General features: G+C 69.1%; 26 protein-coding genes and 2 tRNA genes. 7 read left to right on the top strand and 21 right to left on the bottom strand.

Features of this window, described 5'->3' with window-relative positions; translation table 11 throughout:
• Window position 1 precedes the first annotated feature (1 nt).
• From C6569_RS06550 to C6569_RS06520, 7 genes are all read right to left on the bottom strand, one after another.
• Entirely contained in the window at window positions 2-964 is a 963-nt protein-coding gene (locus C6569_RS06550; protein WP_425440701.1) for an ABC transporter substrate-binding protein, read from the bottom strand.
• Window positions 965-1139: 175 nt separating this feature from the next.
• Window positions 1140-2228 (bottom strand): TRAP transporter substrate-binding protein, encoded by a 1089-nt coding sequence (locus tag C6569_RS06545; protein ID WP_106748085.1) that lies wholly within the window; start codon window positions 2226-2228, stop codon window positions 1140-1142.
• An 81-nt stretch (window positions 2229-2309) separates the two neighbouring features.
• A complete protein-coding gene (locus C6569_RS06540; protein ID WP_245898257.1) occupies window positions 2310-3428 on the bottom strand; it encodes a class I SAM-dependent methyltransferase in 1119 nt (372 codons plus the stop codon).
• An 88-nt stretch (window positions 3429-3516) separates the two neighbouring features.
• Complete coding sequence (locus C6569_RS06535; RefSeq protein WP_215905796.1) at window positions 3517-3900, bottom strand: DUF3726 domain-containing protein; 384 nt, start codon at window positions 3898-3900, stop codon at window positions 3517-3519.
• 10 nt (window positions 3901-3910) lie between these two features.
• A complete protein-coding gene (locus tag C6569_RS06530) occupies window positions 3911-5563 on the bottom strand; it encodes a hypothetical protein (RefSeq protein ID WP_106748082.1) in 1653 nt (550 codons plus the stop codon).
• Window positions 5560-6561, bottom strand: coding sequence for an Ldh family oxidoreductase (locus C6569_RS06525; RefSeq protein ID WP_245898256.1), 1002 nt, complete (start codon window positions 6559-6561; stop codon window positions 5560-5562). Before C6569_RS06525 ends, C6569_RS06530 begins: the two co-directional genes overlap by 4 nt.
• A 98-nt stretch (window positions 6562-6659) precedes the next feature.
• Complete coding sequence (locus tag C6569_RS06520) at window positions 6660-7649, bottom strand: membrane dipeptidase (protein ID WP_106748080.1); 990 nt, start codon at window positions 7647-7649, stop codon at window positions 6660-6662.
• Between the two features lie 143 nt (window positions 7650-7792).
• Here C6569_RS06520 and C6569_RS06515 point away from each other — a divergent pair, with 143 nt between their 5' ends.
• Entirely contained in the window at window positions 7793-8338 is a 546-nt protein-coding gene (locus C6569_RS06515; RefSeq protein WP_106748079.1) for a DUF924 family protein, read from the top strand.
• 99 nt (window positions 8339-8437) lie between these two features.
• On the top strand, window positions 8438-8836 hold the full coding sequence (locus tag C6569_RS06510) for a (R)-mandelonitrile lyase (RefSeq protein ID WP_106748078.1): 399 nt from the start codon (window positions 8438-8440) through the stop codon (window positions 8834-8836).
• Window positions 8837-8853: 17 nt separating this feature from the next.
• Here C6569_RS06510 and C6569_RS06505 read toward each other — a convergent pair whose 3' ends face one another.
• The 7 genes from C6569_RS06505 to C6569_RS06475 form a co-directional block, all read right to left on the bottom strand.
• Entirely contained in the window at window positions 8854-9060 is a 207-nt protein-coding gene (locus C6569_RS06505; protein WP_106748077.1) for a hypothetical protein, read from the bottom strand.
• A 196-nt stretch (window positions 9061-9256) separates the two neighbouring features.
• Window positions 9257-9333, bottom strand: a tRNA-Arg gene (locus tag C6569_RS06500).
• A gap of 24 nt (window positions 9334-9357) precedes the next feature.
• Window positions 9358-9663, bottom strand: coding sequence for an ETC complex I subunit (locus C6569_RS06495; RefSeq protein WP_181313935.1), 306 nt, complete (start codon window positions 9661-9663; stop codon window positions 9358-9360).
• 16 nt (window positions 9664-9679) lie between these two features.
• A tRNA-Pro gene (locus C6569_RS06490) sits at window positions 9680-9756 on the bottom strand.
• Between the two features lie 57 nt (window positions 9757-9813).
• Window positions 9814-10269, bottom strand: a complete 456-nt coding sequence (locus tag C6569_RS06485; protein WP_106748075.1) for a DUF192 domain-containing protein — start codon at window positions 10267-10269, stop codon at window positions 9814-9816.
• A gap of 18 nt (window positions 10270-10287) precedes the next feature.
• On the bottom strand, window positions 10288-10896 hold the full coding sequence (locus C6569_RS06480; RefSeq protein ID WP_106748074.1) for a cold-shock protein: 609 nt from the start codon (window positions 10894-10896) through the stop codon (window positions 10288-10290).
• A 155-nt stretch (window positions 10897-11051) separates the two neighbouring features.
• The gene (locus tag C6569_RS06475; protein ID WP_106748073.1) at window positions 11052-11837 is read right to left on the bottom strand and encodes an SIR2 family NAD-dependent protein deacylase; all 786 of its coding nucleotides are present in this window, start codon (window positions 11835-11837) and stop codon (window positions 11052-11054) included.
• Between the two features lie 30 nt (window positions 11838-11867).
• Between C6569_RS06475 and gloA the strand changes: the two genes are divergently transcribed.
• Together gloA and C6569_RS06465 are read left to right on the top strand one after the other, a co-directional pair.
• On the top strand, window positions 11868-12326 hold the full coding sequence (gene gloA / locus C6569_RS06470) for a lactoylglutathione lyase (protein WP_106748072.1): 459 nt from the start codon (window positions 11868-11870) through the stop codon (window positions 12324-12326).
• Entirely contained in the window at window positions 12320-13501 is a 1182-nt protein-coding gene (locus tag C6569_RS06465) for an aminotransferase (RefSeq protein ID WP_245898255.1), read from the top strand. Before gloA ends, C6569_RS06465 begins: the two co-directional genes overlap by 7 nt.
• Before the next feature lie 6 nt (window positions 13502-13507).
• Here the strand turns inward: C6569_RS06465 and dnaE are convergent, their stop codons facing one another.
• Window positions 13508-16942, bottom strand: a complete 3435-nt coding sequence (dnaE, locus tag C6569_RS06460; RefSeq protein ID WP_106748070.1) for a DNA polymerase III subunit alpha — start codon at window positions 16940-16942, stop codon at window positions 13508-13510.
• A gap of 129 nt (window positions 16943-17071) precedes the next feature.
• Between dnaE and C6569_RS06455 the strand changes: the two genes are divergently transcribed.
• Entirely contained in the window at window positions 17072-17542 is a 471-nt protein-coding gene (locus C6569_RS06455; protein WP_181313934.1) for an Imm50 family immunity protein, read from the top strand.
• Here C6569_RS06455 and C6569_RS22365 read toward each other — a convergent pair.
• The 6 genes from C6569_RS22365 to C6569_RS06430 form a co-directional block, all read right to left on the bottom strand.
• On the bottom strand, window positions 17533-17664 hold the full coding sequence (locus tag C6569_RS22365; protein ID WP_281260396.1) for a hypothetical protein: 132 nt from the start codon (window positions 17662-17664) through the stop codon (window positions 17533-17535). The two genes, C6569_RS06455 and C6569_RS22365, sit on opposite strands and share 10 nt — an antisense overlap.
• 72 nt (window positions 17665-17736) lie before the next feature.
• Window positions 17737-18396, bottom strand: a complete 660-nt coding sequence (locus C6569_RS06450; protein WP_245898318.1) for an ABC transporter ATP-binding protein — start codon at window positions 18394-18396, stop codon at window positions 17737-17739.
• Window positions 18397-18457: 61 nt separating this feature from the next.
• Window positions 18458-19726: a lipoprotein-releasing ABC transporter permease subunit gene (locus tag C6569_RS06445; RefSeq protein WP_106748068.1), complete on the bottom strand. Its 1269-nt coding sequence runs from the start codon at window positions 19724-19726 to the stop codon at window positions 18458-18460.
• A 108-nt stretch (window positions 19727-19834) separates the two neighbouring features.
• Entirely contained in the window at window positions 19835-20890 is a 1056-nt protein-coding gene (locus C6569_RS06440) for a polysaccharide deacetylase family protein (protein WP_106748067.1), read from the bottom strand.
• Between the two features lie 196 nt (window positions 20891-21086).
• Window positions 21087-22154, bottom strand: coding sequence for a class I SAM-dependent methyltransferase (locus C6569_RS06435; RefSeq protein WP_106748066.1), 1068 nt, complete (start codon window positions 22152-22154; stop codon window positions 21087-21089).
• Between the two features lie 213 nt (window positions 22155-22367).
• Window positions 22368-24491 (bottom strand): GumC family protein, encoded by a 2124-nt coding sequence (locus C6569_RS06430; RefSeq protein ID WP_106748065.1) that lies wholly within the window; start codon window positions 24489-24491, stop codon window positions 22368-22370.
• Between the two features lie 158 nt (window positions 24492-24649).
• Here C6569_RS06430 and C6569_RS06425 point away from each other — a divergent pair, with 158 nt between their 5' ends.
• Window positions 24650-25273 (top strand): polysaccharide biosynthesis/export family protein, encoded by a 624-nt coding sequence (locus tag C6569_RS06425; RefSeq protein ID WP_106748064.1) that lies wholly within the window; start codon window positions 24650-24652, stop codon window positions 25271-25273.
• A 7-nt stretch (window positions 25274-25280) separates the two neighbouring features.
• A complete protein-coding gene (locus C6569_RS06420) occupies window positions 25281-26402 on the top strand; it encodes a glycosyltransferase family 4 protein (RefSeq protein ID WP_342750257.1) in 1122 nt (373 codons plus the stop codon).
• Window positions 26403-26450: the final 48 nt, after the last annotated feature.

Raw genomic sequence — 26450 nt, 5'->3', positions numbered from 1 at the left:
CTTACTGGATGAAGCGCGTGTCGACCATGGTGTCGAAGTTCGGCTTCTGCCGGATGACGCCGATCTCCAGCAGCAGGTCCGCCGCCTTCTCGGTGAAGCGGCGCCATTCGCCGGCGAAGAAGGTCTTGTTGGCCTCGCGGTCCTGCCAGCGCAGGTACTGCGCCGAATTGCCGAACTGCTCGGCGGTCTGGCGCACGTCGGCTCCCATGATCCGGTAGGCCTCGGCCTGGTTGGTCTTGATCATCTCCAGCGCCTCGAAATAGCTCTTGGCGAGCGCCCGGGCGGCGGCTTCGTTGGCCTGGAGGAATGCCGGCGTGCAGCCGAAGGTGTCCATCACCATGGGATAGTCGAGGGTGGTGGCGATGATCTTGCCGGACTGCGGCGCGGCGCGCACCGAGGACAGGTAGGGCTCGTAGGTCATGGCGGCGTCGTTCTGGCCGGCGACGAAGGCCTGGGCCGCCGGGCCCGGCTCCATGTTCACGACGGTGACGTCGCGCACCGACATGCCGTTCTCCTTGAGGAACCAAGCGAGCGCGAAATAGGGCGAGGTGCCGGGCGCCGAGGCCGCCACCGTCTTGCCGCGCAGGTCGCGGATCGAGTTGATGCCGTTGCGCACCACCATGCCGTCGGCGCCGTAGCTCTTGTCGAGCTGGAAGATCTGCGTCGTGGCGATGCCGCTGGCGTTCCACGAGATCCAGGTCTCCACCGTGGTGGCGGCGCACTGGATGTCGCCGGAGGCGATGGCGAGGTGCCGGCTCGCCTGCGGGATCTTGCGGATCGTCACGTCGAGGCCGTTGCGGGCGAAGATGCCGGCTTCCTTGGCCAGGGTGAGCGGCGCGAAGCCGGTCCAGCCGGAAATGCCGATGGCGACCTTGGTCTGGGCGAAGGCCGGACCGGCGAGTGCCAGGCCGGCGGCAAGGGCCGCGCCGGCCATGAGGCCGCGCAGGGTGGACGGTTGCGACATCGTCGTTCTCCTCTGGCGGCTCTGACGAACATGAACCGCTTCTGCCGTCACTCTAGGGGGGAGCTTCCATCCCGCGGCATACGGACTTCTGCGTATACGCCGCAGATTCCTGTGCAGCGCAGCACGGGGCTGCGCCGCCAGGGATGCCGACATCGGCGCGGCCAACCCGCCGGGCTCAGCTCTTCACCCAGCCGGGCGCCGCGAAGCGGAACTGGTCGAGGGTGTTCTCGGCGATGCGGAACCAGAGGTTCGAATCGTCGGTGAACTTCTTCCAGCTGTCGTAGACCGTCTTGAATTCCGGGCTCTTCGCCGCGAAATCGTCCAGCGTCTCCACCGTCGCCCTCAGGCAGGCGTCGAGAACGGGCTTGGGGAACGCGCGGAGCTGGGCGCCGGCGGCCACGAGCCGGCGCAGCGCGTCCGGGTTCTTGGCGTCGTAGTTCGCCATCATCTGCACGCACTGCTCGCTGGCCGCCGCCTCGAAAGCGGCCTTGAAGGCGGGCGGCAGCTCGGCCCATTTCGCCTGATTGACGAAGGAGGTGATCTGCGCCGACCCCTCCCAGAAGCCGGGCGTGTAGTAGAAGCGCGCCACCTTGGCGAAGCCGAGCTTCTCGTCGTCGTAGGGGCCGATCCACTCGGCCGCGTCGATCGTGCCGCGTTCCAGCGCCGTGTAGATGTCGCCGGCGGCGATCTGCTGGGGTACGACGCCGAGCTTGGACAGCACGGTGCCGCCGACGCCGCCAATGCGGAACTTCAGGCCCTTGAGGTCCTCCAGCGTGTTGATCTCCTTGCGGAACCAGCCGCCCATCTGCACGCCGACGTTGCCGCAGGGCACGTTGACGAGGCCGAACTTGGCGAAGACGTCGCGCATCAGCTCCTTGCCGCCGCCCGCCACCATCCAGGCCTGCTGCTGGCGGGTGTTGAGGCCGAAGGGCATGCCGCCGTCGAAGCCGATGGCCGGGTTGCGCCCGAAGAAATAGCTGGAGAGCGTGTGGGAGCACTCGACGGTGGAATTGGCCGTCGCGTCGAAGACGCCGAGGGCGGGCACGATCTCGCCGGCGGCGAAGACCTGGATCTGGAACTTGCCCTCGGTGATCTGGCCGATGCGCTCGGCCATGGCGAGGGCCGAGCCGTGGATGGTGTCGAGGCTCTTCGGCCAGCTCGTCACCATGCGCCAGCGCACGGAGGGAGTCTGGGCGAGCGCGGGGGCGGCGACGGCCGCGGCGGCGGCTCCCGCCGTTCCCGCCAGAAAGTGACGTCTCTTCATGCTGGTCTCCCGTGTGTTCGGCGTCGGTGGCACTTTGTGTGCCTTCCTCGACGTTCCCCCAAAGACTGGTCGTGCGATGCGTCAGGTGCCGGCCTTCTTGCTGATGACGGTGACGCAGTGGACGTAATCCATGGCGTGACCGGCGGGATTGGCGGCGACCTCCGCCTCGTAGGCGCCGTAGAAGGCGTCGACGATGGCGGCCCGCTCATGGGCGGTGCGGTGTGCGTCGAGGGCCCCGGCGAAGACCGTCTCCGACCAGGAGCGCAGCGTCGGCACATAGGCCCGGGCGAAGGCCGCGGCGTCGCCGTGGCGGGCGAAATCCGCCGCATAGGGACAGGCGGTCACCGTGGTGGAGATGTGATCGAGAACGAGGCCGGCCTTCGCGACGGCGGAGGCCGGGTCGCGGAAGGGCGCGGCGAACTCGTCCGGGGTCTTGTAGAACTGCTGGAAGGTGGCGCCGCGATATTCGGCCTCGGTGATGCGGCCCGCCTTCCACAGATCGCGCCAGTGGCGGGCGAATTCGTCGAACATGTTGACGCCGCCGGTATGACCGAGATAGCGGCCCTGCTCGTCGGCGCAGAAATTGGCGAGCACCAGCTTGCCGCCGGGGGCGAGTTCCCTCGCCCGCGCGAGCAGGATCGTGTCCCAGTCGGCCATGGCCTGCCGGCGGAACAGGGCCTGCTCCTCCGGCGTCGCGCCCACCGCCTGGACGTGGTCCGCGATCAGCCCCGGGCGCTTGCTGAGCCAATGCATGGCGGTAGCGGAAAAGCCGAGATTGAGCGTCCCGTCCGGCACGATCTGCCGATAAAAGCTCGTCCCCGAGCCGAGGATATAGAGGTTCGGCGTGTCGGCAATGGGCGGTTTCGCCTGATCGCCGAGCAGACCCTGGGTCAGCCGGAACAGAGCCGAGAAGTCGTTGTGCGGCAGGTCCGTATAGGTGATCTGGATGGCGCGGCCGGGCGCCCGCTGCCTGACGGTGTCGACCAGCCGCCGCATCATGTCGAGCGAGGTTCCGCCGTCCGCCGCGCCGTAGTCACAAACCGAGAAGGTGGTCTCGGCCGCCTCCAGGGCCATGGACCCGAGCGCCTCGACCACGAGATCGCCGGCCTTGTCGATGACGGCCTTGGCCCCGACCGTATTGGAGGAATAGTAGCCGGCGCCGCGCATCGCGATCACCTGGGCCGATGCCTTGCCTGCCATGCGCATTCCCCTACGTGCGGGTTTGAAAGAACAGCCTATCTGCAACGGTCACTGACGCAACGCGAAAACACCTGCGGTATTCTCCGGATCAGTCATTGTCGGTCAGCCCTGCCCCGGCCCCCGACACGCGCGAGCGCGCCGAGGCCGGCACATAGGTCATCGCCGCCAGCGCCTCGAGCGCGGCGACCGTCTCGGCGGCCACGGCGGAGCGGGTGCGCATCTGCGACCCGTCCACCGCCGCCAGCGCCGCCTCGACCCGCGCCAGAGCCGATGTCTCGGCGGCCGGCTCCGCATAGGCCGGCCCGTCCAGCGCCAGCACGAGGGCCGTCCAGTCGGCACCGGCGCGCGCGAGAGTGCGGGCGGCACGGCCGACCTCCTCCGCGCCGCCCCAGGAGAGCCCCGCCCCCCGCGCCGCCTTGGCGGCGAGGGTCTCCACCTCGTTGAGCGAGAGATCGACCGACGAAAGGCTCACGACGGGATCCTCACGACGCCATGCGCTCCGCCGCGAGGCGGCAGATCTCCTCCGGAAAGGGCGCATCGGCGAAGAGCGCGATGCGCAGCCAGCGGTCGGAGCGCGGATCGAAGCGGCTGGCGCCGAAGAAGGCGAGCTTGGCGCGCAGGAGATCGACGGGGCGCATGCCGGCCGCCACGAGATTGTCGCGCACCTCGGCATAGGGGTGGGCGACGGCGATCTGCGCCCGCCGCACCAGGTGGCGGACGTCCGGCCGGCGCATGAGGAAGGCGGCGAGGCTCTCCTCCGCAGGGGCGGCCGCAAGGGTATCGATGAGCCGGCTCATATCCCGCGCCACGGCGAGGGGCTGCTCGCGCTCGGCGCCCTCCTCCGCCCGGCGCTCGCCCAGTCTCGGCTCCAGCTTTTCCTCCGAGACGTACCAGAAGCGGGCATCGTTCGCGGGATCGGCAAAGTCGAAGCGGCGAACCCAGGCATAGGCCTCGCCGAGCCGGGCGCGAAGGTCCGCAACGCTCATCCGGCCGTCGATGCGGAAAACGGCGTCCTCGTCGGCGCCCATGGCGTCGGCGAGATCGTCGACGACGGCGCCGTTGGGTTCGAGGACGAGGGCGACGACCGCCTCCTGCGCCTCGAGCGAGAGGCACGCCTCGGCATGGCGATAGAGCGCGTCCCAGGGTGCCGGCCCGACGAGGAGCGGACCGGCCGCCTCAGCCAGCGCGTCCAGATCGGCCGCGAGCCCGGCGACGCGCGGCGCCTGGACGGGATCCTCGGTGTGCCACCGGGCGACGGTGGAGCGCATCGCCGTCAGCGCCGCACGGAAGACCGCCTGCTGTGTCTGCGAGGCGGCGGGCAGCGCGCGCACCCGCGCCAGCGCCGTCTCGCGCGCGTTGAACCAGCGGTGGACCAGGAGGGGGTGGCGGACGAGGAAGGGCGCCATGCCGAGGCCGGTGGAATTGCCGACCCCGAGACTGCGGCGCAAATCGGGATCGAGGCGGACCGCCGAGGCTCCGCCGCGGGCCGCGGCGACATGCTCGACGAGATCGAGGGTGAAGGAGCGGATGAGCCAGACCGCCAGCATCTCGGCGCGGAAGGGGCCGGCGAGTTCCGGCCGGCCGGCGATGTGGTCGCGGTCGGCGATGCCGAACTTGCCGTTGCCGTAAACTGCGGTGGTGCGCATCAGATAGCCGACGCCGGCCAGCAGCGCGGCATCGGGCTGGCGCCCCCCCGCGAGGCTGTCGGCGACATGGGCGAAGAGCCGCACGCTCTTGTTGGCGCGGGCGAGGACCAGGTCGCGTTCGGTGAAGCGGCCGGCCTCCTGCCGTGGTGCATTGGCGCGCAGTCGCTCGATCTCGGCGGCAGCCGGCACGCCGTCATAGAGCACATAGCTCGTGTCCCAGGCCTCGGCGATGACCCGGTCCGTGCGCATCTCGTCGGCGAGCGGAGTGGAGAAGGCGACGAGGGAATAGGTGCTGCGGGGCGAAGCCACGGTGAGCACCGCATGGCCGAAGCCCTCCGGGTCGATCTCCCACGCGGTGCGGGAATAGGTCCAGCCCTCGGCCTCCACCCGCCGCAACAGGGCGCGAAGGAAACTGAGGCGGGTGGCATGGGCGGCGCCGAGCCGGTCCAGCCTCATCACCTCGTCGGGCGAACGCAGCGCCGCGGTCATGCGCCCTGCCCTGCGAGCCGCAGCAGCATGGCCTCGGTCGTCTCATCCACCTCGACACCCTCGGACGCGATGCGCGCCCTGGCTGCCGCGCGCCGGCCGCCGGGCAGCCGGCCGCCGGTCTCGGCGCCGAGCGCCTCCACCACCACGGCGAGGCGGTCGGCGAAGGCGCCGCCGGAGGAGATGTCGGGGGCGAGCGCGATGAAGAACTGGCCCGTCTTAGGCGGGCCGCCGGCGGGACCGGAGAAGGGGCTCGCCTGGATGCCGGGCGTCGCGCCGGCGAGGCAGGCGGCGAAGACCTCGACGAGAAGAGCCGCGCCGACGCCCTTGTAGCCGCCAGACGGCACCATCGTGCCCTTGAGGCCCGCGGCGGCATCGGTGGTCGGCTTGCCCTCGGCGTCGAGCGCCCAGCCCTCGGGGATGGCCTCGCCGGACTTGGAACGCTTGATCACCTCGCTCTTGGCGATGACGCTGGCGCTCTGGTCGATGACGAAGCGCGCGCCGCCCTTCCCGTCCGGCACGGCGAGCGACCAGGGATTGGTGCCCAGCACCGCCCTGCGGCCGCCCCAGGGCGCGATGGAGGCCGGGGCATTGGTGAAGCCGAGGCCGACGAGGCCCGCTTCGGCGATGCGCTCGGTGTGATAGGCGAGGATGCCGCAATTGTAGGAGTTGCGGATGGCGAGGCTGGCGATGCCCTGGCTGCGCGCCGTGTCGAGGAGCGCCGGCAGGCCGAGGTCGATGGCGGCATGGGCGAAACCGGAGCCGGCATCGACGACGAGGCTCGCCGGCGCCGGGCGCGAGAACACGGGCTCGGCGCCGCCGACGACCTTGCCGCAGGTCAGGTGCTCGCAATAGACCGGCAGGTACATGAGGCCGTGCGAGCGGATGCCGTCGCGCTCCGCGCCCGCGAGACCGGCGGCCAGCGCCCTCGCCTGCGCCTCGCTCGCACCATGCCGGCGAAGCGCCGCGGCGGCGAGGGTCTCGATGGCATCGACGGTCATGCGCGGCATCTGCAATCCTCACCCTTTCGCGGCCTACCGGACCCTTGTCCGCCGCCGCGCCTGGGCGCAGCCGCGTCCAAGCACGGTTCGGGCCAAGCTCACACGGTCCCGAGGGTCCGCCTGAGAAAACGCATCCAGTTCTCACCCATGATGCCGTCGACCTCGTCCGGGGCGAAACCTGCGGCACGAAGCCCGGCGGCGATGCCGGGAAAATCGGCATTCGAGCGAAACCACGCGGGCTGCGCCGGGAAGACCGGCGGTCCGTTCGGATTGGCCGCCGTCTCGAAGGTCCAGCGCCCGTCACGCATCCAGGCGATGGCCGAATCCGGCCTGTCCTGGCAGAGGTCGGAGCCGATGCCGATGCGCTCGGGTCCGATCTGCTCGGCGAGCCGCGCCGCCATGACCGCGAAATCGGCGAGCGTGCAGGCGGACCCGCCGGCCATGTGATGGGGATAGAGCGACAGGCCGAGAAGCCCGTCATGGGCCTCGAGCGCGTCGATGATGCGGTCGGAGACGTTGCGCGGCGTGTCGCGCCACCAGCGTGGATTGGCATGGGAGACGGTGACGGGGCGGGCCGAGCGCTCGATGGCCTCGACCGTCGTGCGCTCGCCGGCATGGGACATGTCGATGACCATGCCGAGGCGGTTCATCTCGGTGATCACCTCCCGCCCCATGCGGGTGATGCCGCCGTCCTCGAATTCCTGCCAGCCGGCGCCGAGCAGCGACTGGTTGTTGTAGGTAAGCTGGAGGAAGGTGAGGCCGCAGTCGCGCAGCACTTCGAGAAGGCCGAGATCGGCCTCGATCGCGGACGGGTTCTGCATGCCGAAGAGGATGGCCGTGCGGCCGGAGGCGCGCGCCGCCTCGATCTCGGCGACAGACCGCGCCCGGGCGATGAGATCGCCATGTTCGGCGAACCGGCGGTTCCACGCGACGAGGAGATCGACCGTCTCGCGGAAATTCTCGTGATAGCCGACGGTGGCATGGACGGCGCCGACGCCGCCGGCCCGCATCTCCTCGAAGATCTTGCGCGACCAGTTCGCGTACTGGGCGCCGTCGACCGTGAAGGGGCGGGATGCGGGAACCGGCATGCAATACACCCGTTGGACTGGCGCGAGCGGTATTCGGCCGCCACGTTAGAACGAGGTCCGGCGCCCGGACCAGTGCGCTGCCGGCGTGGCTGGTCCCGTGCCGGTGATACCCTCGTCGCCCGTCCACCGCCTGAGGAGCGCCCATGGCTTCCCCGACAACGCCCGCCGACGTCATCGCCTTCTGGCGCGAAGCGGGCCCCGACGCCTGGTTCACCAAGGACGCCGCCTTCGACGCGCGGTTCCGGGACGCGTTTCTCGACGACCATTTCGCCGCGGCGCGACGCGATCTCGACAGATGGACGGAGAGCGCCGACGGCATGCTGGCGCTGATGATCCTGCTCGACCAGTTCCCCCGCAACTGCTTCCGCGGCACCGGCCACATGTATGCGACCGACCCGCTCGCCCTCTCCTTCGCCCGCCGCGCCGATACGCGCGGCGACGACGGGCGCATCGACCCGGCGCTGCGTGTCTTCCTCTACCTGCCCTATTCCCATTCCGAGGTTCTGGCCGACCAGGAGCGCGCCGTGGCGCTCAACCGGCGCATCGGCGCCCCCTATCTCGACCACGCCGTCGGCCACCTCGACGTCGTCGCGCGGTTCGGACGGTTTCCCCACCGCAACGCCCTCATGGGGCGGGAGACGGCGGAGGAGGAGCGCGCCTTCCTGGCGGAGGGAGGTTTCGCCGGCTGAGCCGCTCGCTCGACAGGGCCGGCACTTGCGTCTTTACTGCCGCGCCCGCCCCGCCCCGCACGCGGCGGTGCCCACGACAACACCATTCGAGGAGACACCATGGACATCCGCCGCTGCGGCTCGATCGAGTCCCGCCGCCCTCCCGCCGACTGGTTCACCGGCAGCGTCTGGCAGGATCCCATCGTGGAGGCCGAGGCGCCGGCCCGCGTGCGCGCCGCGGTCGTCCGCTTCGACCCGGGCGCCCGCACAAACTGGCACACCCACCCGCTGGGGCAGACGCTCTACGTGATCGAGGGCGCCGGCCTCGCCCAGACGCTCGGCGGCCCGATCCAGGAGATCAGGGCCGGCGACACCGTGTGGATCCCGCCGGGCGAGAAGCACTGGCACGGCGCCGCGCCGGGAACCGCCATGACCCATATCGCCATTCACGAGGCGCTCGACGGCAAGCATGTCGACTGGATGGAGCCGGTCACCGACGCCCAGTATCAGGCGCGCTGAAAGACGTCGGCCGCAGGCTAGTTGCCGCTGCGGCCGTCGCCCTCGTCGACGTCGCGCGGCTGGGCCTCGTCGGGCTTGCGCGTGCGGTCGGGGACGCCGGCCGGCTGGTCGGTCGCCTGTGAAGCGCCTCCGGCCGGCTTCTGGCCGCGGCGCGCGACGTCCCAGTGCGCCTGATCGTCGAGGGTCTTGTCGTCCGTGCCGGTCAGATCCCGCGTCTTGCTCATGGCTCGTCTCCCCGTTGCTGGGTGAGCAACAGGCGATTAGGGGCTGCGGTTCCAAGCGGTACGCTGCAGCCGTGAGACAGCGCTACCTGGCCGTGCCGCGGGCGGGTGACGGGTCAACGCAACGGAGGGCTGTGTGCCACTTCGGTGGCCGAATAGACTTTCGGCTCGACCCGGCAGGACGTGGCAAAGCAGATCTTGGCGATCCCGGCAGGGCTCGAACCTGCGACATTCTGCTTAGAAGGCAGATGCTCTATCCTGCTGAGCTACGGGACCGGAACCCGGCCGCCGCCCTCGCCCTCAATGGGTCCAGGCGCCGACCCGGTTGAACTTGAAATTGTCGGAATAGGCGGCGAGGCGGCGCTTCGGGGCCTCGGCCTCGAAGACCTGATAGGCGATGCCGTTCTTCTCCGCATAGGCGATCGCCTCCTCGCGCGTGTCGAAGGAGAGGCGCACCTGCTGGGCCATGTCGGTCGAGCTCGTATAGCCCATCAGCGGCTCCACCGTGCGCGGGGCCTCCGGCTCGAATTCGAGACGCCAATGGTCGGTCTTGGCGAGACCCGACTGGGTGGCGGTCCTGGCGGGCTTGTAGATGCGGGCGACCACGTTGTTCCTCCGGATCTGGTCGGGGCGACTGGATTCGAACCAGCGACCTAGAGTACCCAAAACTCTCGCGCTACCAGGCTGCGCTACGCCCCGTCAGCTTGGCAATAGCCGAGGCGACGGGCAGCGGCAAGCAGGATGGCCGGTGGCCGCTCAGCCGCGGAAGAAGGGATGCTCGACCCGGTCGCCGGCGGCGATGCCGAGGCGACGCGCCGTGCCGCCGATGACCTCGAGCACGCCCTTCACCGGACCGTTCGACGAGATCGTTGCCTCCGACAGGGGCGTGGTGTTCTCGGCGATGTGGTTGATGAGGCCGTTGGCGCGGATGAAGACCATGTCGAGCGGAATGTAGGTGTTCTTCATCCACATGGTGACCTCGGTCTCGCGGGGGCCGAAGTCGAAGAGCATGCCGCGACCGTCGGGCAGTTCACGGCGGAACATCAGGCCGCGCGAGCGGGTCTCGGGCGTATTGGCGATCTCTAGGACGAAGGGATGGCTGACGCCGGCGCGGGTGACGATGGTCAGGCGGCCGGTATCGCCGCGCGCCAGGGCGGGTGCTGCGGGCAGGACGAGGGCAGCGGCGAGGAGACGGCGGCGATCGATCATCATGGCCGCTGTTCTAGCCCGTCAGTGGGAGGCTGGAAAGGGCGCTCCGTCGGGCCGGACCTCGGCCGCCATCAGGCCCTTCGAGCCGTCGCCGAAGCGGACCAGCACCCACTGGCCCGGGCGCAGCTCGGTCATGCCGTAGCGGCGCAGGGTCTCCATGTGCACGAAGATGTCCGGCGTGCCGGGACCGCGCGACAGGAAGCCGAAACCGCGCAGGCGGTTGAACCACTTGACCTCGGCCCGTTCCAGCCCGCTGGTCGGCACGACGGCGACATGGGTGCGGGCCGGCGGCATCTGCGCCGGATGGATGGCCGTCGAATCGTCCATGGACAGGACACGGAAGGCCTGGAGGCCACGGGCCCTGGCCGTCGCCTCGACGACGATGCGGGCGCCCTCGAGCGCGGTCTGGAAGCCGTCCCGGCGCAGCGTGGTCACGTGCAGCAGCACGTCCGATCCGCCGCCGTCGGGAACGATGAAGCCGTAGCCCTTGGCGACATCGAACCATTTGATGGCGCCGGAAATCTCGACCAGGTCGGTGGGCGCGGCTTCCGGAGCGGAGGATACGTCCGCCCGCAATGCCAGCCCGCTCTTGCCGCCGAGGCCGTCTGCATCGGAACCGTCCGACGTCATCACTCTCACCGCCGCGCTATCGGGATCGTGGCCTCGATCCCGCCCCACCCTGATTCTCGACTGAAAGGATAACACCCGCCCGGCTTCGGCAAAGCCCAAAATGCAGTCGCGGCCAGTCGTCCCCAGCACTTTGGTGGATGGCGGGTTGACGATCGTCAGGAAAGGCCACCGATGCCGAGCCGGCGGGTGAGGCCCTCCAGCACCTCGCCGATATCGGCCCGGATGATGAGGTGGGCGGCCTCGTCGAGCGGGGTCTCCTCGCGGTTGATGATGACCAGGTGCGCGCCGCTCTCCCGGGCCGCCAGGGGAAGGCCGGCGGCGGGGTAGACGACGAGCGAGGAGCCGATGGCGAGGAAGAGGTCGCAATCGGTCGACCAGGCTGCGGCCTGGCGCATCTTGGCCTCCGGCATGGCCTGGCCGAAGGAGATGGTGGCGGACTTCACCGGTCCGCCGCAGGCCTCGCAGTCCGGCGGCTCGCCGCCGCTCGCCTCGAAGCGCTGCCGCACCCAGGAGAGTTCGTGGCGCCGGCCGCAGGCGAGGCAGGTGGCATAAGTGCCGTTTCCGTGGATCTCGATGAGCTGCGGATCGGGAGTGCCGGCGTCCTGGTGCAGGTTGTCGATGTTCTGGGTGATGATGCCGGAGAGGTGCCCGGCGCGGATCATGGCCGCGAGGGCGAGATGGCCGCGGGCGGGCGCCGCCCCGCGATAGCTGTCGTCCATGGTGAACTTGCGGCGCCAGGCCTCGGCCCGGGCCTCGCGGCTCTGTATGAAGGCCTGGAAGGGGATGGGCTTGTTCTGCGTCCACAGCCCGCCCGGCGAGCGGAAATCGGGAATGCCGCTCTCGGTGGAGATGCCCGCTCCGGTGAAGGCCACCGCGCGGCTGGACTGCCGGAACAGACTTGCCAGATCATCCGTGGCAGTCTTCAACTCCGCTTCCGTCATCGACACCTCCGGCGAGAACGAGGGTTCCCCATGCGCTATCTGCACACCATGGTCCGTGTGACCGATCTCGACCAGTCGCTCGATTTCTACTGCAACAAGCTGGGTCTGGTTCAGGTTCGCAAGAACGATTTTCCGCAGGGAAAGTTCACGCTCGTCTTCCTCTGCGCGCCGGAGGACAAGGCGGCGGCGGAGGCCGACATCGCCGCCGGCCGGCGCGACGCGCCGATGCTCGAGCTCACCTACAACTGGGATCCGGAAGCCTATTCGGGCGGCCGCAATTTCGGCCACCTCGCCTATGAGGTCGACGACATCTACGCCACCTGCGAGAAGCTGCAGAAGGCCGGCGTCACCATCAACCGCCCGCCGCGCGACGGCCGCATGGCCTTCGTCCGCTCGCCGGACAACATCTCCATCGAGATCCTGCAGAAGGGCGAGGCCAAGGCCCCGGCCGAACCCTGGGCCTCCATGCCGAACACGGGCGCGTGGTAAGCCGCTTGTTCGCGCTCAATTCCAACGTTGTCGACACCGGCACGCCGCCGATCCCGGCGGCGCGCGCCTGGATGGCCGCCTATGACGGCGCCGCCGGGCCGCCGATCGACCTGTCGCAGGCGGCCCCCGGCTCGCCGCCGCCCCCTGCCCTGCTCGAGCGGCTCGCCGCCGCCGCCGGGCGTCCCGACATCGCCCGCTACGGCGCGATCCTCGGCGATGCGCCGCTGCGCGAGGCCTACGCGGGCGAGGTGTCACGGCTTTATGGCGCGGATGCCGGCCCCGACGACATCGCCGTCACCGCCGGGTGCAACCTCGCCTTCCTCGCCGCCGCCCTGGCGGTGGCCGGTCCCGGCGCTTCGGTGATCCTGCCGGCTCCCTGGTATTTCAACCACCAGATGACGCTGCAGATGCTGGGCATCGGGGTCACGCCCCTCGCCTGCCGGCCCGAAGACGGCTTCGTGCCGAATCCGACTGCGGCCGAGGCGCTGATCGACGCGACGACGCGAGCCATCGTGCTGGTGACCCCGAACAATCCGACCGGGGCCATCTATCCGGAAGGGGTCATCGCCGCCTTCGAGGCGCTCTGCCGCCGTCGCGGCCTCGCGCTGATCATCGACGAGACCTACCGCGACTTCCTCAGCAACGGCACGAACCGGGCGCACGGCCTGCTGGCGGCGCCGGGATGGCGCGGCACGGTCGTCCAGCTCTATTCCTTCTCCAAGGCCTATGCGGTGCCGGGCCATCGCATCGGCGCGATCACGGCCGGACCGCAGGCCATGGGGCAGATCCTCAAGGTCCTCGACAGTTTCCAGATCTGTGCCGCCCGTCCCGCGCAGGACGCGCTCGCCTGGGGAATCACCGGCGTCGCCGAGTGGCGGGCCGAGACCCGGGCGACGATCAATCGCCGGATCGCGGCCTTCGAGACCGTAGTGAACGCCTGCGAGGGCTGGCAGATCTCCTCCATCGGTGCCTATTTCGCCTATGTGCGCCATCCCTTCGCGGGGGTCGCCGCCGAGCGCGTGGCGGAGGCGCTGGCGCGCCAGCGGGGCGTGCTCGGCCTGCCGGGCTCCTTCTTCGGCCCCGGACAGGAGGGCCACCTGCGCTTCGCCTTCGCCAATGCCGACGAGGCGGCGATCGCCACCCTGCCCGGCCGGCTCGGCGGCCTCGCACCCTGACGCCGCCTACATTTCCATGACGGCCTGAACGCCGGGCACGGCCTTGATGGCCCCCGCGATCTGCGGCGAGACGGCGAAACGGCCCGGCAGCTTGACCTCCACCTCGCTCGCGGCATCGGTGAGGCGGATGACGAGGCTGACCTCGCCGTCGCCCTTGGAAGGCAGACGGCGGGCGATGGAATCGATGGCGCCGAGGTCTTCCACGAAGACGCGGAAGCCCTTTTGGACGCGCACGGCCGCCGCATCGAGCGGCTCGACGGACTGGATGCGCACGCGCACGTCGTCGCCCTGCAGCTCGGCGCCTACCGCGAGCAGCACCGCCTTGCCGGGCTCCAGCAGATCGCGGTAGAGCGCCAACCCCTCGGAGAAGAGCACGCCCTCGTAGTGGCCCGAGGGGTCCGAGAAGGTGACGATGCCCATCTTGTTGCCGGTCTTGGTGCGGCGCTCCTGGCGCGAGGTGACGACGCCCGCCAGCCGCCCGGCGCTGGCGCCCTGGCGGACGCTGCGGGAGAAATCGGCGAAGGGCTCGATGCGCAGGCGCTTCAGCGCCGCCTGATAGTCGTCCAGCGGGTGGCCCGACAGGAAGAAGCCGATAGCTTTGTATTCCTCGTCGAGCTTCTCGGCCGGCAGCCAGGGTTCGACCTTGGGCACGCGGATGAGCGGCGCGCCCGAGCCGCCGAAGAGCTCGTTCTGGCCGAGCGCCCTGCCCTCGGCCTGGCGCTGGGCTTCGGCGAGGACCTGATCGATGGCGGCGAAGGCGGCGGCCCGGTTCGGTTCCAGGTCGTCGAAGGCGCCGGCGGAGGCGAGGTTCTCCAGCGTCTTGCGGTTGAGCATGCGCGGGTTGATGCGCTGGGCGAAGTCGCCGAGGTCGCGGAAGGGTTCGCCGTCGCGGGCCGCGACGATGGCCTCCACCGCCTGCTGGCCGACACCCTTCACCGCCGCCAAGGCGTAGAGAATGCGCCCCTCGGAGACGTCGAAATGGACGCCGGAGCGGTTGATGCTGGGGGGATCGACGGGGATGCCGAGGCGCACTGCCTCGCGGCGGAATTCGGAGAGCTTGTCGGTATTGGAGAGGTCGAGAGTCATGGAGGCCGCCATGAACTCGACGGGGTAATTCGCCTTCAGATAGGCCGTATGGTAGGATACGAGGGCGTAGGCGGCGGCGTGGCTCTTGTTGAAGCCGTAATCGGCGAACTTGGCGAGAAGGTCGAAAATCTCATCCGCCTTGGCCTTGGGGATCGACCGCTCGACGCAGCCGGAGACGAAGCGCTCACGCTGCTTGTCCATCTCAGCCTTGATCTTCTTGCCCATGGCGCGGCGCAAGAGGTCGGCCTCGCCGAGCGAATAGCCCGACAGAATCTGCGCCGCCTGCATCACCTGTTCCTGGTAGACGATGATGCCGTGGGTCTCGGAGAGCACCTGTTCCAGCAGCGGATGGGGATATTCGGCCTTTTCGAGGCCGTGCTTGCGGGCGCAATAGACCGGGATGTTGGCCATCGGGCCCGGACGGTAGAGGGCGACGAGGGCGATGATGTCCTCGAACCGGCTCGCCTTCATCTCGACGAGGGCCTTGCGCATGCCCGCGCTTTCCACCTGGAACACGCCGACCGTCTCGCCGCGCGCCAGCATGTCGTAGGTCTTCGCATCGTCCAGCGGGATGGTGGCGAGATCGATGGCGATGCCGCGCCGGGCGATCAGGTCCACAACCTTCTGGAGGACGGTCAGCGTCTTCAGGCCGAGGAAGTCGAACTTCACGAGGCCCGCCTGCTCGACCCACTTCATGTTGAACTGGGTGACCGGCATGTCGGTCTTCGGGTCTCGGTAGAGCGGCACCAGCTCGACCAGCGGCCGGTCGCCGATGACGAGGCCGGCGGCGTGGGTGGAGGCGTGGCGGTTGAGACCTTCGAGCTTCGTGGCGATGCCGAAGAGGCGGGCGACGACGGGGTCCTCGTCGCGGGCGGCCTGGAGCTTGGGCTCGCCCTCGATGGCCTTGTCCAGCGTCACCGGGGCCGCGGGGTTCTGCGGCACGAGCTTGCAGAGCTTGTCGACCTGGCCGTAGGGCAATTCGAGGACGCGGCCGACGTCGCGCAGCACGCCGCGCGCCTGCAGGGTGCCGAAGGTGATGATCTGTGCCACCTGGGCGCGGCCGTAGCGCTCCTGCACGTAGCGGATCACCTCGTCGCGCCGGTCCTGGCAGAAGTCGATGTCGAAGTCCGGCATCGAGACGCGCTCGGGATTGAGGAAGCGCTCGAAGAGCAGCGCGAAGCGCAGCGGGTCGAGGTCGGTGATGGTGAGCGCATAGGCGACGAGCGAGCCGGCGCCCGAGCCGCGGCCGGGACCGACGGGAATGTCCTGGGCCTTGGCCCATTTGATGAAGTCCGAGACGATGAGGAAGTAGCCGGGGAACTTCATGCGCTCGATGATCGAGAGCTCGAAGTCGAGGCGGTCGCGATAGTCCTGCTCGGTGAGGCCCGGCGCCGGCCCGTGCACCGCGAGACGCCGGTCGAGGCCCTCGCGGGCCTGGCGGGCGAGGGCTGCCGCCTCGTCGAGGGCGACGCCGCCGGCCTCCTCGGTGAAGCTCGGCAGGATCGGCTTGCGGGTCTTCGGGCGGAAGTGGCAGCGGCGGGCGATCTCCACCGTGGAGGCCACCGCCTCCGGCAGGTCGGCGAAGAGCGCCACCATCTCGGCTTGCGTCTTGAACCGGTGTTCGGGCGTCAACTGCCGCCGCTCGGAATCGCCGAGCACCCGCCCCTCGGCGATGGCGATCAGCGCGTCGTGGCTCTCATAGTCGCCGAGGGAAGCGAAATAGCACTGGTTGGTGGCGACCAGCGGCAGGCCGCGCCGGTAGGCCTCCTGAATGAGGTCCGGCTCCACCGCCTTCTCCTCCTCGAGGCCATGGCGCTGAAGCTCCACATAGAGCCTGTCGCCGAAGATCGCCTCCAGCCGGTCGAGGCGGCCGCGGGCAAGGTCCGCCTGGCTGTCGCGGAAGGCCTGGTCGACCGGGCCGCCGGGGCCACCGGTCAGCGCGATCAGACCGTCGCCATGGGCGGCGAGCACGGCGAGCGGGACACTGGCATCGCCGACGTCGGCGCTCTCCATGAAGGCGCGCGAGGATAGCGCCATGAGGTTGCGGTAGCCCTCCTCGCTCGCCGCCAGCAGGGCGATGCGGGGCTTGGCCGCCTGGAGATTGGGCCGCTTGGGATCGACGGTCCTGTCGCCGCAGTCGAGACCGAGGGTGAGGCCGACGATGGGCTGGATGCCCTCGCCCTTCATCTTCTCGGAGAATTCGAGCGCGGCGAACAAATTGTTGGTGTCGGTGACGGCCACCGCCGGCATCCGGTCGTGGCCGGCGAGCTTGGCGAGCTTGCCGATGGAGAGCGCCCCCTCGAGCAGCGAGAAGGAGGAATGGACCCGCAGGTGGACGAAATGCTGGTCGGCCAAAGCGTCTGGTCCCGTCGCGAGGTTGAGTCTGTGAGGCTCACTCTTGCCCGCCCATCAGTCGCCGGGCAATGCGGATTGCGCGGCCGGCGTGCACGATGCACAGTCCCGTATCGACGGGAGCCGGCCCGGATGTCCTTCGATATCGCCTCCATCCTTCATCATCACCGATTGACCAGCCATTTCGGCCGGTGGCCATCGTTTCACGATGCGGAAGTGATCGACCTCCATCTCTGGCGCGGGCAAATCGCGCCGGGCGACTGGAGCGAGAGCAACTGCTTGCCGGTCGCCACCGCCAGCATCCTCGTGCTGCGGGCGACCCAGATCGACTGGCGCGGACCCGATGTGCTTGCGACGCTGCGCTTCCACGATGTCGATTCATTCCGGCTGGACGGCTTCGACGGCATCAATCAGATTGTCGATCTCACAATCTCGACGGAAGCGCGCGGCCATTTTTCCAGTGGCGAGGCGCTGCCGCCCCACCACATCGTCTCGTTCGAACGCGGCGTCGGCCTCGCGGCCCAGCTCCGCTGTCTCGGTATCGAGGTCGTGGCGGCGGAGCCCGTCGTAGAGGGGCGCCTGCCTCGCCTGACCTACCCCTGAAGCGCCTGCGCCCAGACGGTGATCATGCCGGTGAAGAGCCCGAGGGCGACAAGGGCGGCTGCGTCTTCGATGAAGCTGCGGATCATGATGTCCTCCCGCGTTTCCGAAAGCCAGGACATCATGTTCCTTTTTTGTTCCACTCGCAATCCACGAGAACAAACTCGGAACGATCGGAGTTACCGGAAGGTTAATCGCTAGAGCTCGACGATGAGCCCGTCGCGGATGGTCACCCGCCGGTCCATGCGGCCGGCGAGGTCCATGTTGTGGGTGGCGACGACGGCCGCCAGCCGCGAGGCGCGCACCAGTTGCCCGAGCGCGGAGAAGACGTGGTCGGCGGTCTTCGGGTCGAGATTGCCCGTGGGTTCGTCCGCCAGAAGGAGCCGCGGGGCGTTGGCGACGGCGCGTGCGATGGCGACGCGCTGCTGCTCGCCGCCGGACATTTCGGCCGGCCGGTGCGTCTGGCGCTCGCCGAGGCCGAGATAGGTCAGGAGCTCGCTCGCGCGGTCCTTGGCTTCCTTGTAGGTCAGCCCCCGGATCATCTGCGGCAGGATGACGTTCTCCAGGGCCGAGAACTCGGGCAGGAGGTGGTGGAACTGGTAGACGAAGCCGATCTCCAGCCGGCGGATGCGGGTGCGCTCCTTGTCGGCGAGCTTCGAGGTCGCCTGCCCGCTGATATAGACCTCGCCGCCATCGGGGGCTTCGAGCAGGCCGGCGAGATGCAGGAGCGTGGATTTGCCGGTGCCGGAGGGCGCGATCAGCGCCACGGTCTCGCCGGGCCAGATGGCGAAGTCGGCGCCTTTGAGGATTTCCAGCGGCGCGCCGGCTTCCGCATAGCGGCGCTCGACTTTCTCCATCCACAGGACGGGGGCTTCCTCGCCGGCGGGGGCGGCCACGGCGGCTTCGGCGGTCACGACATCACTCATAGCGCAGCGCCTCGACCGGATCGAGCTTGGCCGCCCGCCAGGACGGGTAGAGGGTGGCGAGCAGGGAGAGGACCAGCGCCATGACCAGCACGGTCAGCGTCTCGCCCGTCGACATGTCGGCGGGGATCTGGGTGAGGAAGCGCACCGTCGGATCCCAGAGCGTGGTGCCCGTCGCCCAGGAGACGAATTCCTGGATCTTCTCGATGTTCAGGCAGACGACGACGCCGAGGATGAAGCCGGCGATGGTGCCGACCACGCCGATGGAGGCGCCGGTGATGAGGAAGATGCGCATCACCGCGCCGCGCGTCGCGCCCATGGTCCTGAGGATCGCGATGTCGCGCCCCTTGTCCTTCACCAGCATGATGAGGCCGGAGATGATGTTCAGCGCCGCGACGAAGACGATCAGCGTCAGGATCATGAACATGACGTTGCGCTCGACCTGCAGGGCCGAGAAGAAGGTGGCGTTGCGCTGTCGCCAGTCGACGATGAAGACCGGCCGCTCGACCCCCTCCGAGACCCGTCGCCGGTACTCTTCGATGCGGTCGGCGTTATCGGTGTAGACCTCGATGGAGGAGGCATCGCCCTCGCGGTTGAAATAGGCCTGTGCCTCGGTGAAGGGCATGAAGACGAAGGCGGAATCATATTCCGTCATGCCCACCTCGAAGATCGCCACGATCGGATAGGCCTTGATCCGCGGCGTCATGCCCATGGGCGTGGACGAACCCTTCGGCGAGACGAGGGTGAGGCTGTCGCCGAGGCGGAGCGAGAGCTGGTTGGCGAGGCGCTGGCCCACCATCACGCCCTCGCTGGTGTCGAAATCCTCGAGCCCGCCCTGCTTGATGTTGGTGGAGATCAGCGGAAGGCGGCGCAGGTCCTCGGCGCGCATGCCGCGCACGATGGCGCCGCCGGCATTGAAGGCGGAGGAGGCCAGCGCCTGGCCCTCGATGACCGGGGCCGCGAGGCGGACGCCCTGGATGCGCATCAGCCTCTGGGCCACCTCGGCATAGTCCGTCAGAGGCGTGTCGATGGGCTGGAGCACCATGTGGCCCTGGACGCCGAGAATCTTGCCGAGCAGCTCCTTCCGGAAGCCGTTCATCACCGCCATGACGATGATGAGCGTGGCCACCCCCAGCATGATGCCGATGAAGGAGAACCCGGCGATGACCGAGATGAAGCCCTCCTTGCGGCGCGCCCGGAGGTAGCGCAGCGAGAGCATCCATTCGAAAGCGGAGAAGGGTCGTGTTCCGGTGGCTTCTGACATCGGCCGATCATGATGGTTGATCCGCGGGGAGCGGGTCAGCCAGCACAAACTATCTGATTCAGGCCTTCTCGCGACGGGGGCGCGGCGGAATTTACGGGAACAGGCCGATCAGGCCGCATTGACCCGCCGAAACCTGTTGAAAACGGCGAAGGCAGCGCCCGAGAGCAGCACGTCGACATAGCGCATCGATTGGAAATGGCCGTTGAGCGAGACACGCGGCAATGCGGTGAGGTGGTCGCGGTGCTCGGGGAACAGGAGGCCGGGCCGGGTCGTCACCGCGGTCTTGAAGCCGAGTTCGCGGGCGATCGAGAATTCGCGGGGACCGGCCGAGGTCGGATCGCCGACCGGATAGGCGAAATGCTCGATCTTGCGGCCGAGTTCGGCCTCGATGCGCTGGCGCGACACGCTCATCTCCCGCCGCACCGTCTCCTCGGGGAATTTCGCCAGCATGAGATGGTCGACCGTATGAGCGCCGTAGGTGACGAGCGCATCGGTGCCGAGCGCCCGCACCTCGTCCCAGGTCATGCAGAGGTCGCGGCAGGTGCTGCGGAAATCGAAGCCGTGGCGGCCGGCAAGGTCACGGACGCAGGCGCGCAGCTCCGTCTCGGGGAGCGAGCGCAGCAACCAGTAGATCCGGTGAAACGCCTCACGCTTGCGCTGGGGCGTCGAGCAGTCGAGCTGCACGGTCTCGCCGGCGATCGTCGCCGTCACCGTCTGCTCGTTGCGGATGGTGTGTTCCAGCACCAGCCACCAGAGCTCGCCCTCGTGGTCCATGAAGGAGGTCGGCAGATAGATGGTGAAGGGTACGCCGTGTTTCTTCAGCACGGGATAGGCATATTCCGCATTGTCGCGGTAGCCGTCGTCGAAGGTGAAGGTGACGAAGGGCCGGCCCTCCTCCCCCGCGACGAGACGGTCATGGGCCTCGTCCATGGTCACGATGTCGAAGCCGTTGGCGCGGACGCGCTCGACGACGCCGTCGAGATAGTCCGGCGTCACCTCGAGCAGGGCGTTGGGCGCAAAATCCTGCTGCCGGGCCGGGCGGACGTGGTGGAGCATGAGGACGGCGCCGACACCGCCGACATAGGGGCGCATCAGCCGATGGGCTTTGGTCAGGTAGAGCGCCTCCAGGCCGGCCTTGAAGACGTTCATCCTGAGATCGCTCATGCTCTCGCCCTCCCGTGCAGTCCCGCGCTTCTGCGGGTTTCCTGCCAGAAACATTGCCGATGATGTCTTGAGACTTCTTTGACGCCCTCGTCTTCTCGTCAGACCGGTTCGACGCTGAGTAACGATGGCCGAAAGCTGTCCAAGCGTGTAAAGAGGCTTTTCGAGACAACGTCGGCGGGCGTCGGCCCCGGTGCGCTCAAAGCCCCGCTACCAGCCGGTCTCGGATCCTGCGAAGCCGCCGCTCCTCCGCGTTCAGTTGCTCCGTCGCCCGCGTGAAGGAGTCCTCCGACAGCGGGTTCATCACCGCCCCGGCCGCCAGCGCTTGGTAAAGCTGCCCGTAGGCCGGAACATCGCGGGCGCTCGTCTTGTGCCGATAGAAATCGCACTCGTGGTGTCGGGCGATGACCAGCGCCCGCGCCGCGTAGTAGTCGCGGACGATGTGCTCGGCCACGGGTTCGCGCGGGCCGTCGTAGCCATTGGGTTTTCGGCCGACGACGACCAGGGAGGCCGCGAGAGAGCGGCGGTCGTGCTCGGTCATGTCCGCCGACACCCGGCCGGCGTCCATCGCGGCGAGCGCTTCGGCGACGGTCATCTGCTCGAGCCGATACCGCTCGGCCGCCCCAAGCGCATCGAGGTAGCGCCGGAGAAGCATCGAAACGGCCATGGTGGGGGAGCCGCTGTCGGGCACGACGGAGTGCTCGAGAACGAAGTCGCCGACGAGATAGGTCTCGACCGCCTGTGCTGTCATGTTGAAGAAGTGGCTCGGGAAGCCGTGGTAGCCTTGCAGGAAGGCCGTATCGATATAGAAGCTGCCCTGATCGCGCAAAACGCGGCGCACCTCCGCCGCGGCGGCCAGCGGGTTGTGAACGTGCTCAAAGACGGCTCCCGAGCAGACGAGTCCGAAAGTGCCGGTGGCGAAGGGCAGGTTCTCCGCCTCTGCGACCAGATCAACGTTCTCGGCCGGCAAGATGTCGAGGGATATCACCCTTGGGTCTGACGAAGGCACGTTGCCGGAGCCGAGGTTGAGCACGGGGCCCGCGTAGCTGCTGTCCACCGAGAACTCGTCGATCGTTCGGGAGATGTGCGCGGGGTCCGGCGGGGTGACATGCAGGCCGCGGATGTGCCGCACCAAAACCGGCTTGCCGTTGATGATCGGATACCGGTGACCGCTCGGGGAGACCAACTCGTCGGACTGGCGGGTAAGTGCCTCGCCCGACCACGGACAACGCAGGATGGGCATCATCCGCTCCAGCCCGAATGCCATCGTTAACCTCCCATTTTTTGCTGCCTAATTTTTGCGCTCCATAATCCTGACTTCTAACCACTCTGCAACCTGGCCGCGGTACCGCCGGCCGACCGCACTATCGCGGTGGTCATTCGCCGGCGGCGGATTGAGCACGACGCTCCGCTCGGGAGGGTCGCCCAAAAGACGCGGTATCCGATCGCCGCAGGCGCCTCTCCGACGCGATCAATCCTCTCAGGCGGCGACCATCTCGTCGGCGGTCGCCAGCATCACCACCACCGGCTTCAGCCCGGCACCCACCAGCCTGTCATGGGCCGCCCGCACCTCGGGATCCGTCGCCTCGCCCTCGGCGACGACCACCGCATCGCCGGCCATGGCGCCCATGGCGTCGAAGGTTTCGGCTTCCGCCGGGATGACGCCGGCGGACAGCACGACGGCCTCGTAGCTCCGCGACAGCGCCTCGACCGCGAAGGCGGTCATGTCGGCGCCCGGAGCGCCGAGATTGCCGGCCGGCACGACGTGGCAGGCCGATTGCGCATCGGTGTGGATGATGTCGCCGAAACCGGCGGCGCCGGCGGCGAAGTCGGACAGGCCCGCGGCCCCCTGCCCGACCATGAGGGAGAGGAAGGCGTTTTCCTCATCGAGATCGACCAGGACCACCCGCCGGCCGCCGGCCGCGAGTTCACGGCCGAGGGCGAGCGCCACGCCCGAGGCGGCGAGCCCGTCGCGGGTGGCGATCACCAGGGTCCGGCGGCAGCCGGCATCATCCGGCCCCGCCTCCAGCATATGGGCGAGGGCCGCGATGCTGTCCGGCGTCGCCGGAACCGGCGGCTGCCCGACCTCGTCCATGAAAGGCTCGCCGGCCGCGGCGAGCGGCGGGGCTTCGACCGCCTGGAGGCGATCGGGGGCCGCCGGCCCCGTGTCGGAACCCTCGGCGGCATTCACCGGCGCCCCGGCGAGCAGGGCCAGGGTCACGACGACGGTGATCGCCAGCAGCATGGTGCCGAGCGTCACGACCAGGATGGTCGGCAGCTTCTTGGGGAAGGCCGGAACGTTGGAGACGAGGGCGCGGGATATGACGCGGGCGTCGGCCGGCAGGGCGGCCAGCGTGTCGCGGGCGGAAGCGTCGCGGTAGCGGGCGAGCAGGGTCTCGAGCTGGTCGCGCAGCGACTTCGCCTCGCGCTCCAGCACGCGCAACTGCACCTCCTGCTCGCTCGCCTCCCCGGCCTGGCGCTTCACCTGATCGAGGTTCTGCTGCAGGGCCTCGACGCGGGCGCCGGCGAAACGGGCGTCGTTCTCCAGCACCCGCACGAGCTTTTCGGCCTCGGTCCGGATCTGTCCGTCGAGATTGACGCGCTGGGCCTGGAGCTCGGCGATGCGCGGATGACGCGGGCCGAGCGTGGAAGACTGCTCGGCGAGCTGGGCGAGAACGGCGGCGCGTTGCTCGTTGAGGCGGCGAATGATCTCCGAATTGAGGATCTCGCCCGATTCGATCGGTCGGCCCGTCCTCAGGAAGTCGCGCAGCAGACGCGCGCGGGTCTGGGCATCGGACTGCTGGGCGCGGGCGGCGGCGATCTGGCTGTTGACCTCGGCGAGCTGCTGGGCGGTGAGGCTGGTGTTGTTGGAGCCGACGAAGAGATTGGCGCGGGCGCGGAAGCTCTCGACGCGGCCCTCGGCCTCCTCCACCTTGCGGCGCAGGCCGTCGACCTCACCGGAGAGCCATTGGCTGGCATTGCGCGTCTGGCTGCGCTTGTTCGCCTGCTGCGCCTCGATGAACTGCGCGGCGACCATGTTGGCCGCCTCGGCGGCGAGCGCCGGATCGTGCGAATCGAACTGGATCGAGATGATGCGCGACTTGTCGACCTGAAAGGCCGTCAGCTTCTCGAAATAGCTGCGCAGCACCCTTTCCTCGGCCGTCATGCGCATCGGGTTTTCGGCGAGGCCGAGGAAGATCAGCACCTGCCTGACAGGGTTGAAGCTGCGCAGTGCCGGATCGAATTCCGGCTTGCGGGCGAGATCGAGCTTCTGCGCCACGGCCTTGGCGACGTCGCGGGAGAGAATGAGCTGGACCTGGCTGAGCACCGTCTCCTGATCGATGGCGGCGCGCTCGCCGCCCGAGCGGTCGCTCTCGGGGCGGGTGAAGGCGCTCTCGCCGTTCTCGACGAGAATGCGCGCCTCCGACCGATAGGTGGGTGTCTTCAGGGTGACGGCGGCGAAGCTGCCGCCGAGGGCGACGAGCGTGGGAACGGCGATCCACAGGCGCGCCGCCCAGACCGCGCGGGCGAGCCCGGCGAGATCGAGGTCGATCAGGGACGCCCTGCCGCGCCCTGCCGGTACCGTATCTCCTGCCCCGCCCATAATGCCACCTTCTTCATGCGACGCTCACGGGACTGATTAGAAATCATTAGGGTTGCCATCGGGTTAATCCGCCTCCCGAAGCTGTGGCCGGTGAGGCTTTCTTAACCACGTTGGCCGATGATGAAACCCATGAGCATGACAGGTATCGAGGTGCAGCCGTGAAGCGCTCCATCCTGCTGGTTGCGGCGGCGGCGTTGGCCGTGGCCGGCTGCGCGGGCCGGCCGGGCGCCGGCCCCGGCACGCTCGTCGACACCACACGCGGTACGGTCGGCCCCGTCGACCCGCGCGGCACCCTCGTGCCGCATGAGCAGATCATGCCGCGCGGCCCCTATCTCCTCGACACGGGCGACCGCCTGCGGGTGGTGGTCTTCGGCCAGGAGGGCCTCACCAATTCCTATGCCGTGGACGCCACGGGCGCGATCGCGATGCCGCTGATCGGTCTGGTGCCGGCTGCCGGCCGCTCCACCGAGGTGCTGGCGCGGGAGATCGCCGCCAAGCTGCGCGGCGGCTTCATCCGCGAACCCAGCGTCTCGGTCGAGGTCGAGACCTACCGCCCCTTCTTCATCATGGGCGAGGTCGCCGCCGGCGGGCAGTTTCCCTTCGTCACCGGCATGACGGCGCAGAACGCCATCGCCATCGCCGGCGGCTTCACGCCGCGCGCCAACCGCTGGAACATCGAGGTCACCCGCAAGATCAACGGCCAGCTCTACCGCGCCGACGTGCCCCTGACCCATCCGCTTGCCCCCGGCGACACGGTGGTGGTGCGCGAGCGCTGGTTCTGATTCCGCCGTGGAGCAGCTTTCGATCCTCCACGTCATGCGGGCGCCGGTCGGCGGCCTGTTCCGCCATGTCGTCGACCTGGCGGCGGCGCAGGCGGCGCGCGGCCACCGCGTCGGGATCGTCGCCGACGCCAGCACCGGCGGAGACCGGGCGGCCGCCGTCTTCGAAGGGCTGAAATCCGCGCTCGCCCTCGGCCTCGCCCGCGTGCCGATGAGCCGCGAACTGGGCGCCGCCGACTGGTCCGCCGGCCGGGCGGTGGCCCGCTTCATCGCCGACAAGCAGGTGGACGTCGTCCACGGCCATGGATCCAAGGGCGGCGCCTTCGCGCGCCTCGCCGGCGGCTCGCGGCTGAAGGTCTACACGCCCCACGGCGGAAGCCTGCACTATTCGCGCGGCACGCCCGTGGGCTTCGTCTACCTGACCCTCGAACGGGTGCTCGCCGCGCGCACCGATCTCTTCCTGTTCGAGAGCCTGTTCGGCCTCAACGCCTTCGCCGCCAAGGTCTGCAAGCCGCGCGGCACGGTGCGCGTGGTCCATAACGGGGTCAGCGAAGGGGAGTTCGCGGCCGTGCCCCTGCGACAGGACGCGACCGACCTGCTGTTCATCGGCGAGCTCAGGCACCTCAAGGGCATCGACGTTCTCATCGACGCCATCGCCCTCCTGCGCGGCCGCGGCCGGGCCCTCACCGCCACCATCGTCGGCGACGGACCCGACGCCGGGCTGTTCCGGCAGAAGGCGATGGATGCGGGATTGTCGGGGGCGGTGACCTTCGCCGGCGCCCTGCCGGCGCGCGAGGCCTTCGCCCGCGGCCGCCTCCTCGTCGTTCCCTCGCGCGCGGAATCCCTACCCTACGTCGTCCTCGAGGCGGGCGCGGCGGGCCTACCAGTGCTGGCGAGCGCCGTGGGCGGCATCGGCGAGATCTTCGGACCCGATGCCGACAGGCTGGTCGCTGCGGGCAGTGACTGGGCGCTGGCCGGCGCCATCGAGGCCGCTCTCGACGATCCCGACGAGACACGCGCGACGGCGGCGCGGCTGCGCGACCGCATTCAGGCCGGCTTCTCGGTCGACGCCATGGCCGAGGGCGTGCTGACCGCCTACGGCGCGGCACTGGCGGCCCGCAGGGCCGGCTGAACCCGTCGCGGGATCAAGCGAAAAGCAACCTTTGGCGGTTAATGCTGT

Source organism: Phreatobacter cathodiphilus, from assembly GCF_003008515.1.
Taxonomy (GTDB): Bacteria; Pseudomonadota; Alphaproteobacteria; order Rhizobiales; family Phreatobacteraceae; genus Phreatobacter; species Phreatobacter cathodiphilus.
The sequence above is the reverse complement of the archived record's forward strand: the minus strand, read 5'-3'. Positions and strand labels throughout refer to the sequence as shown.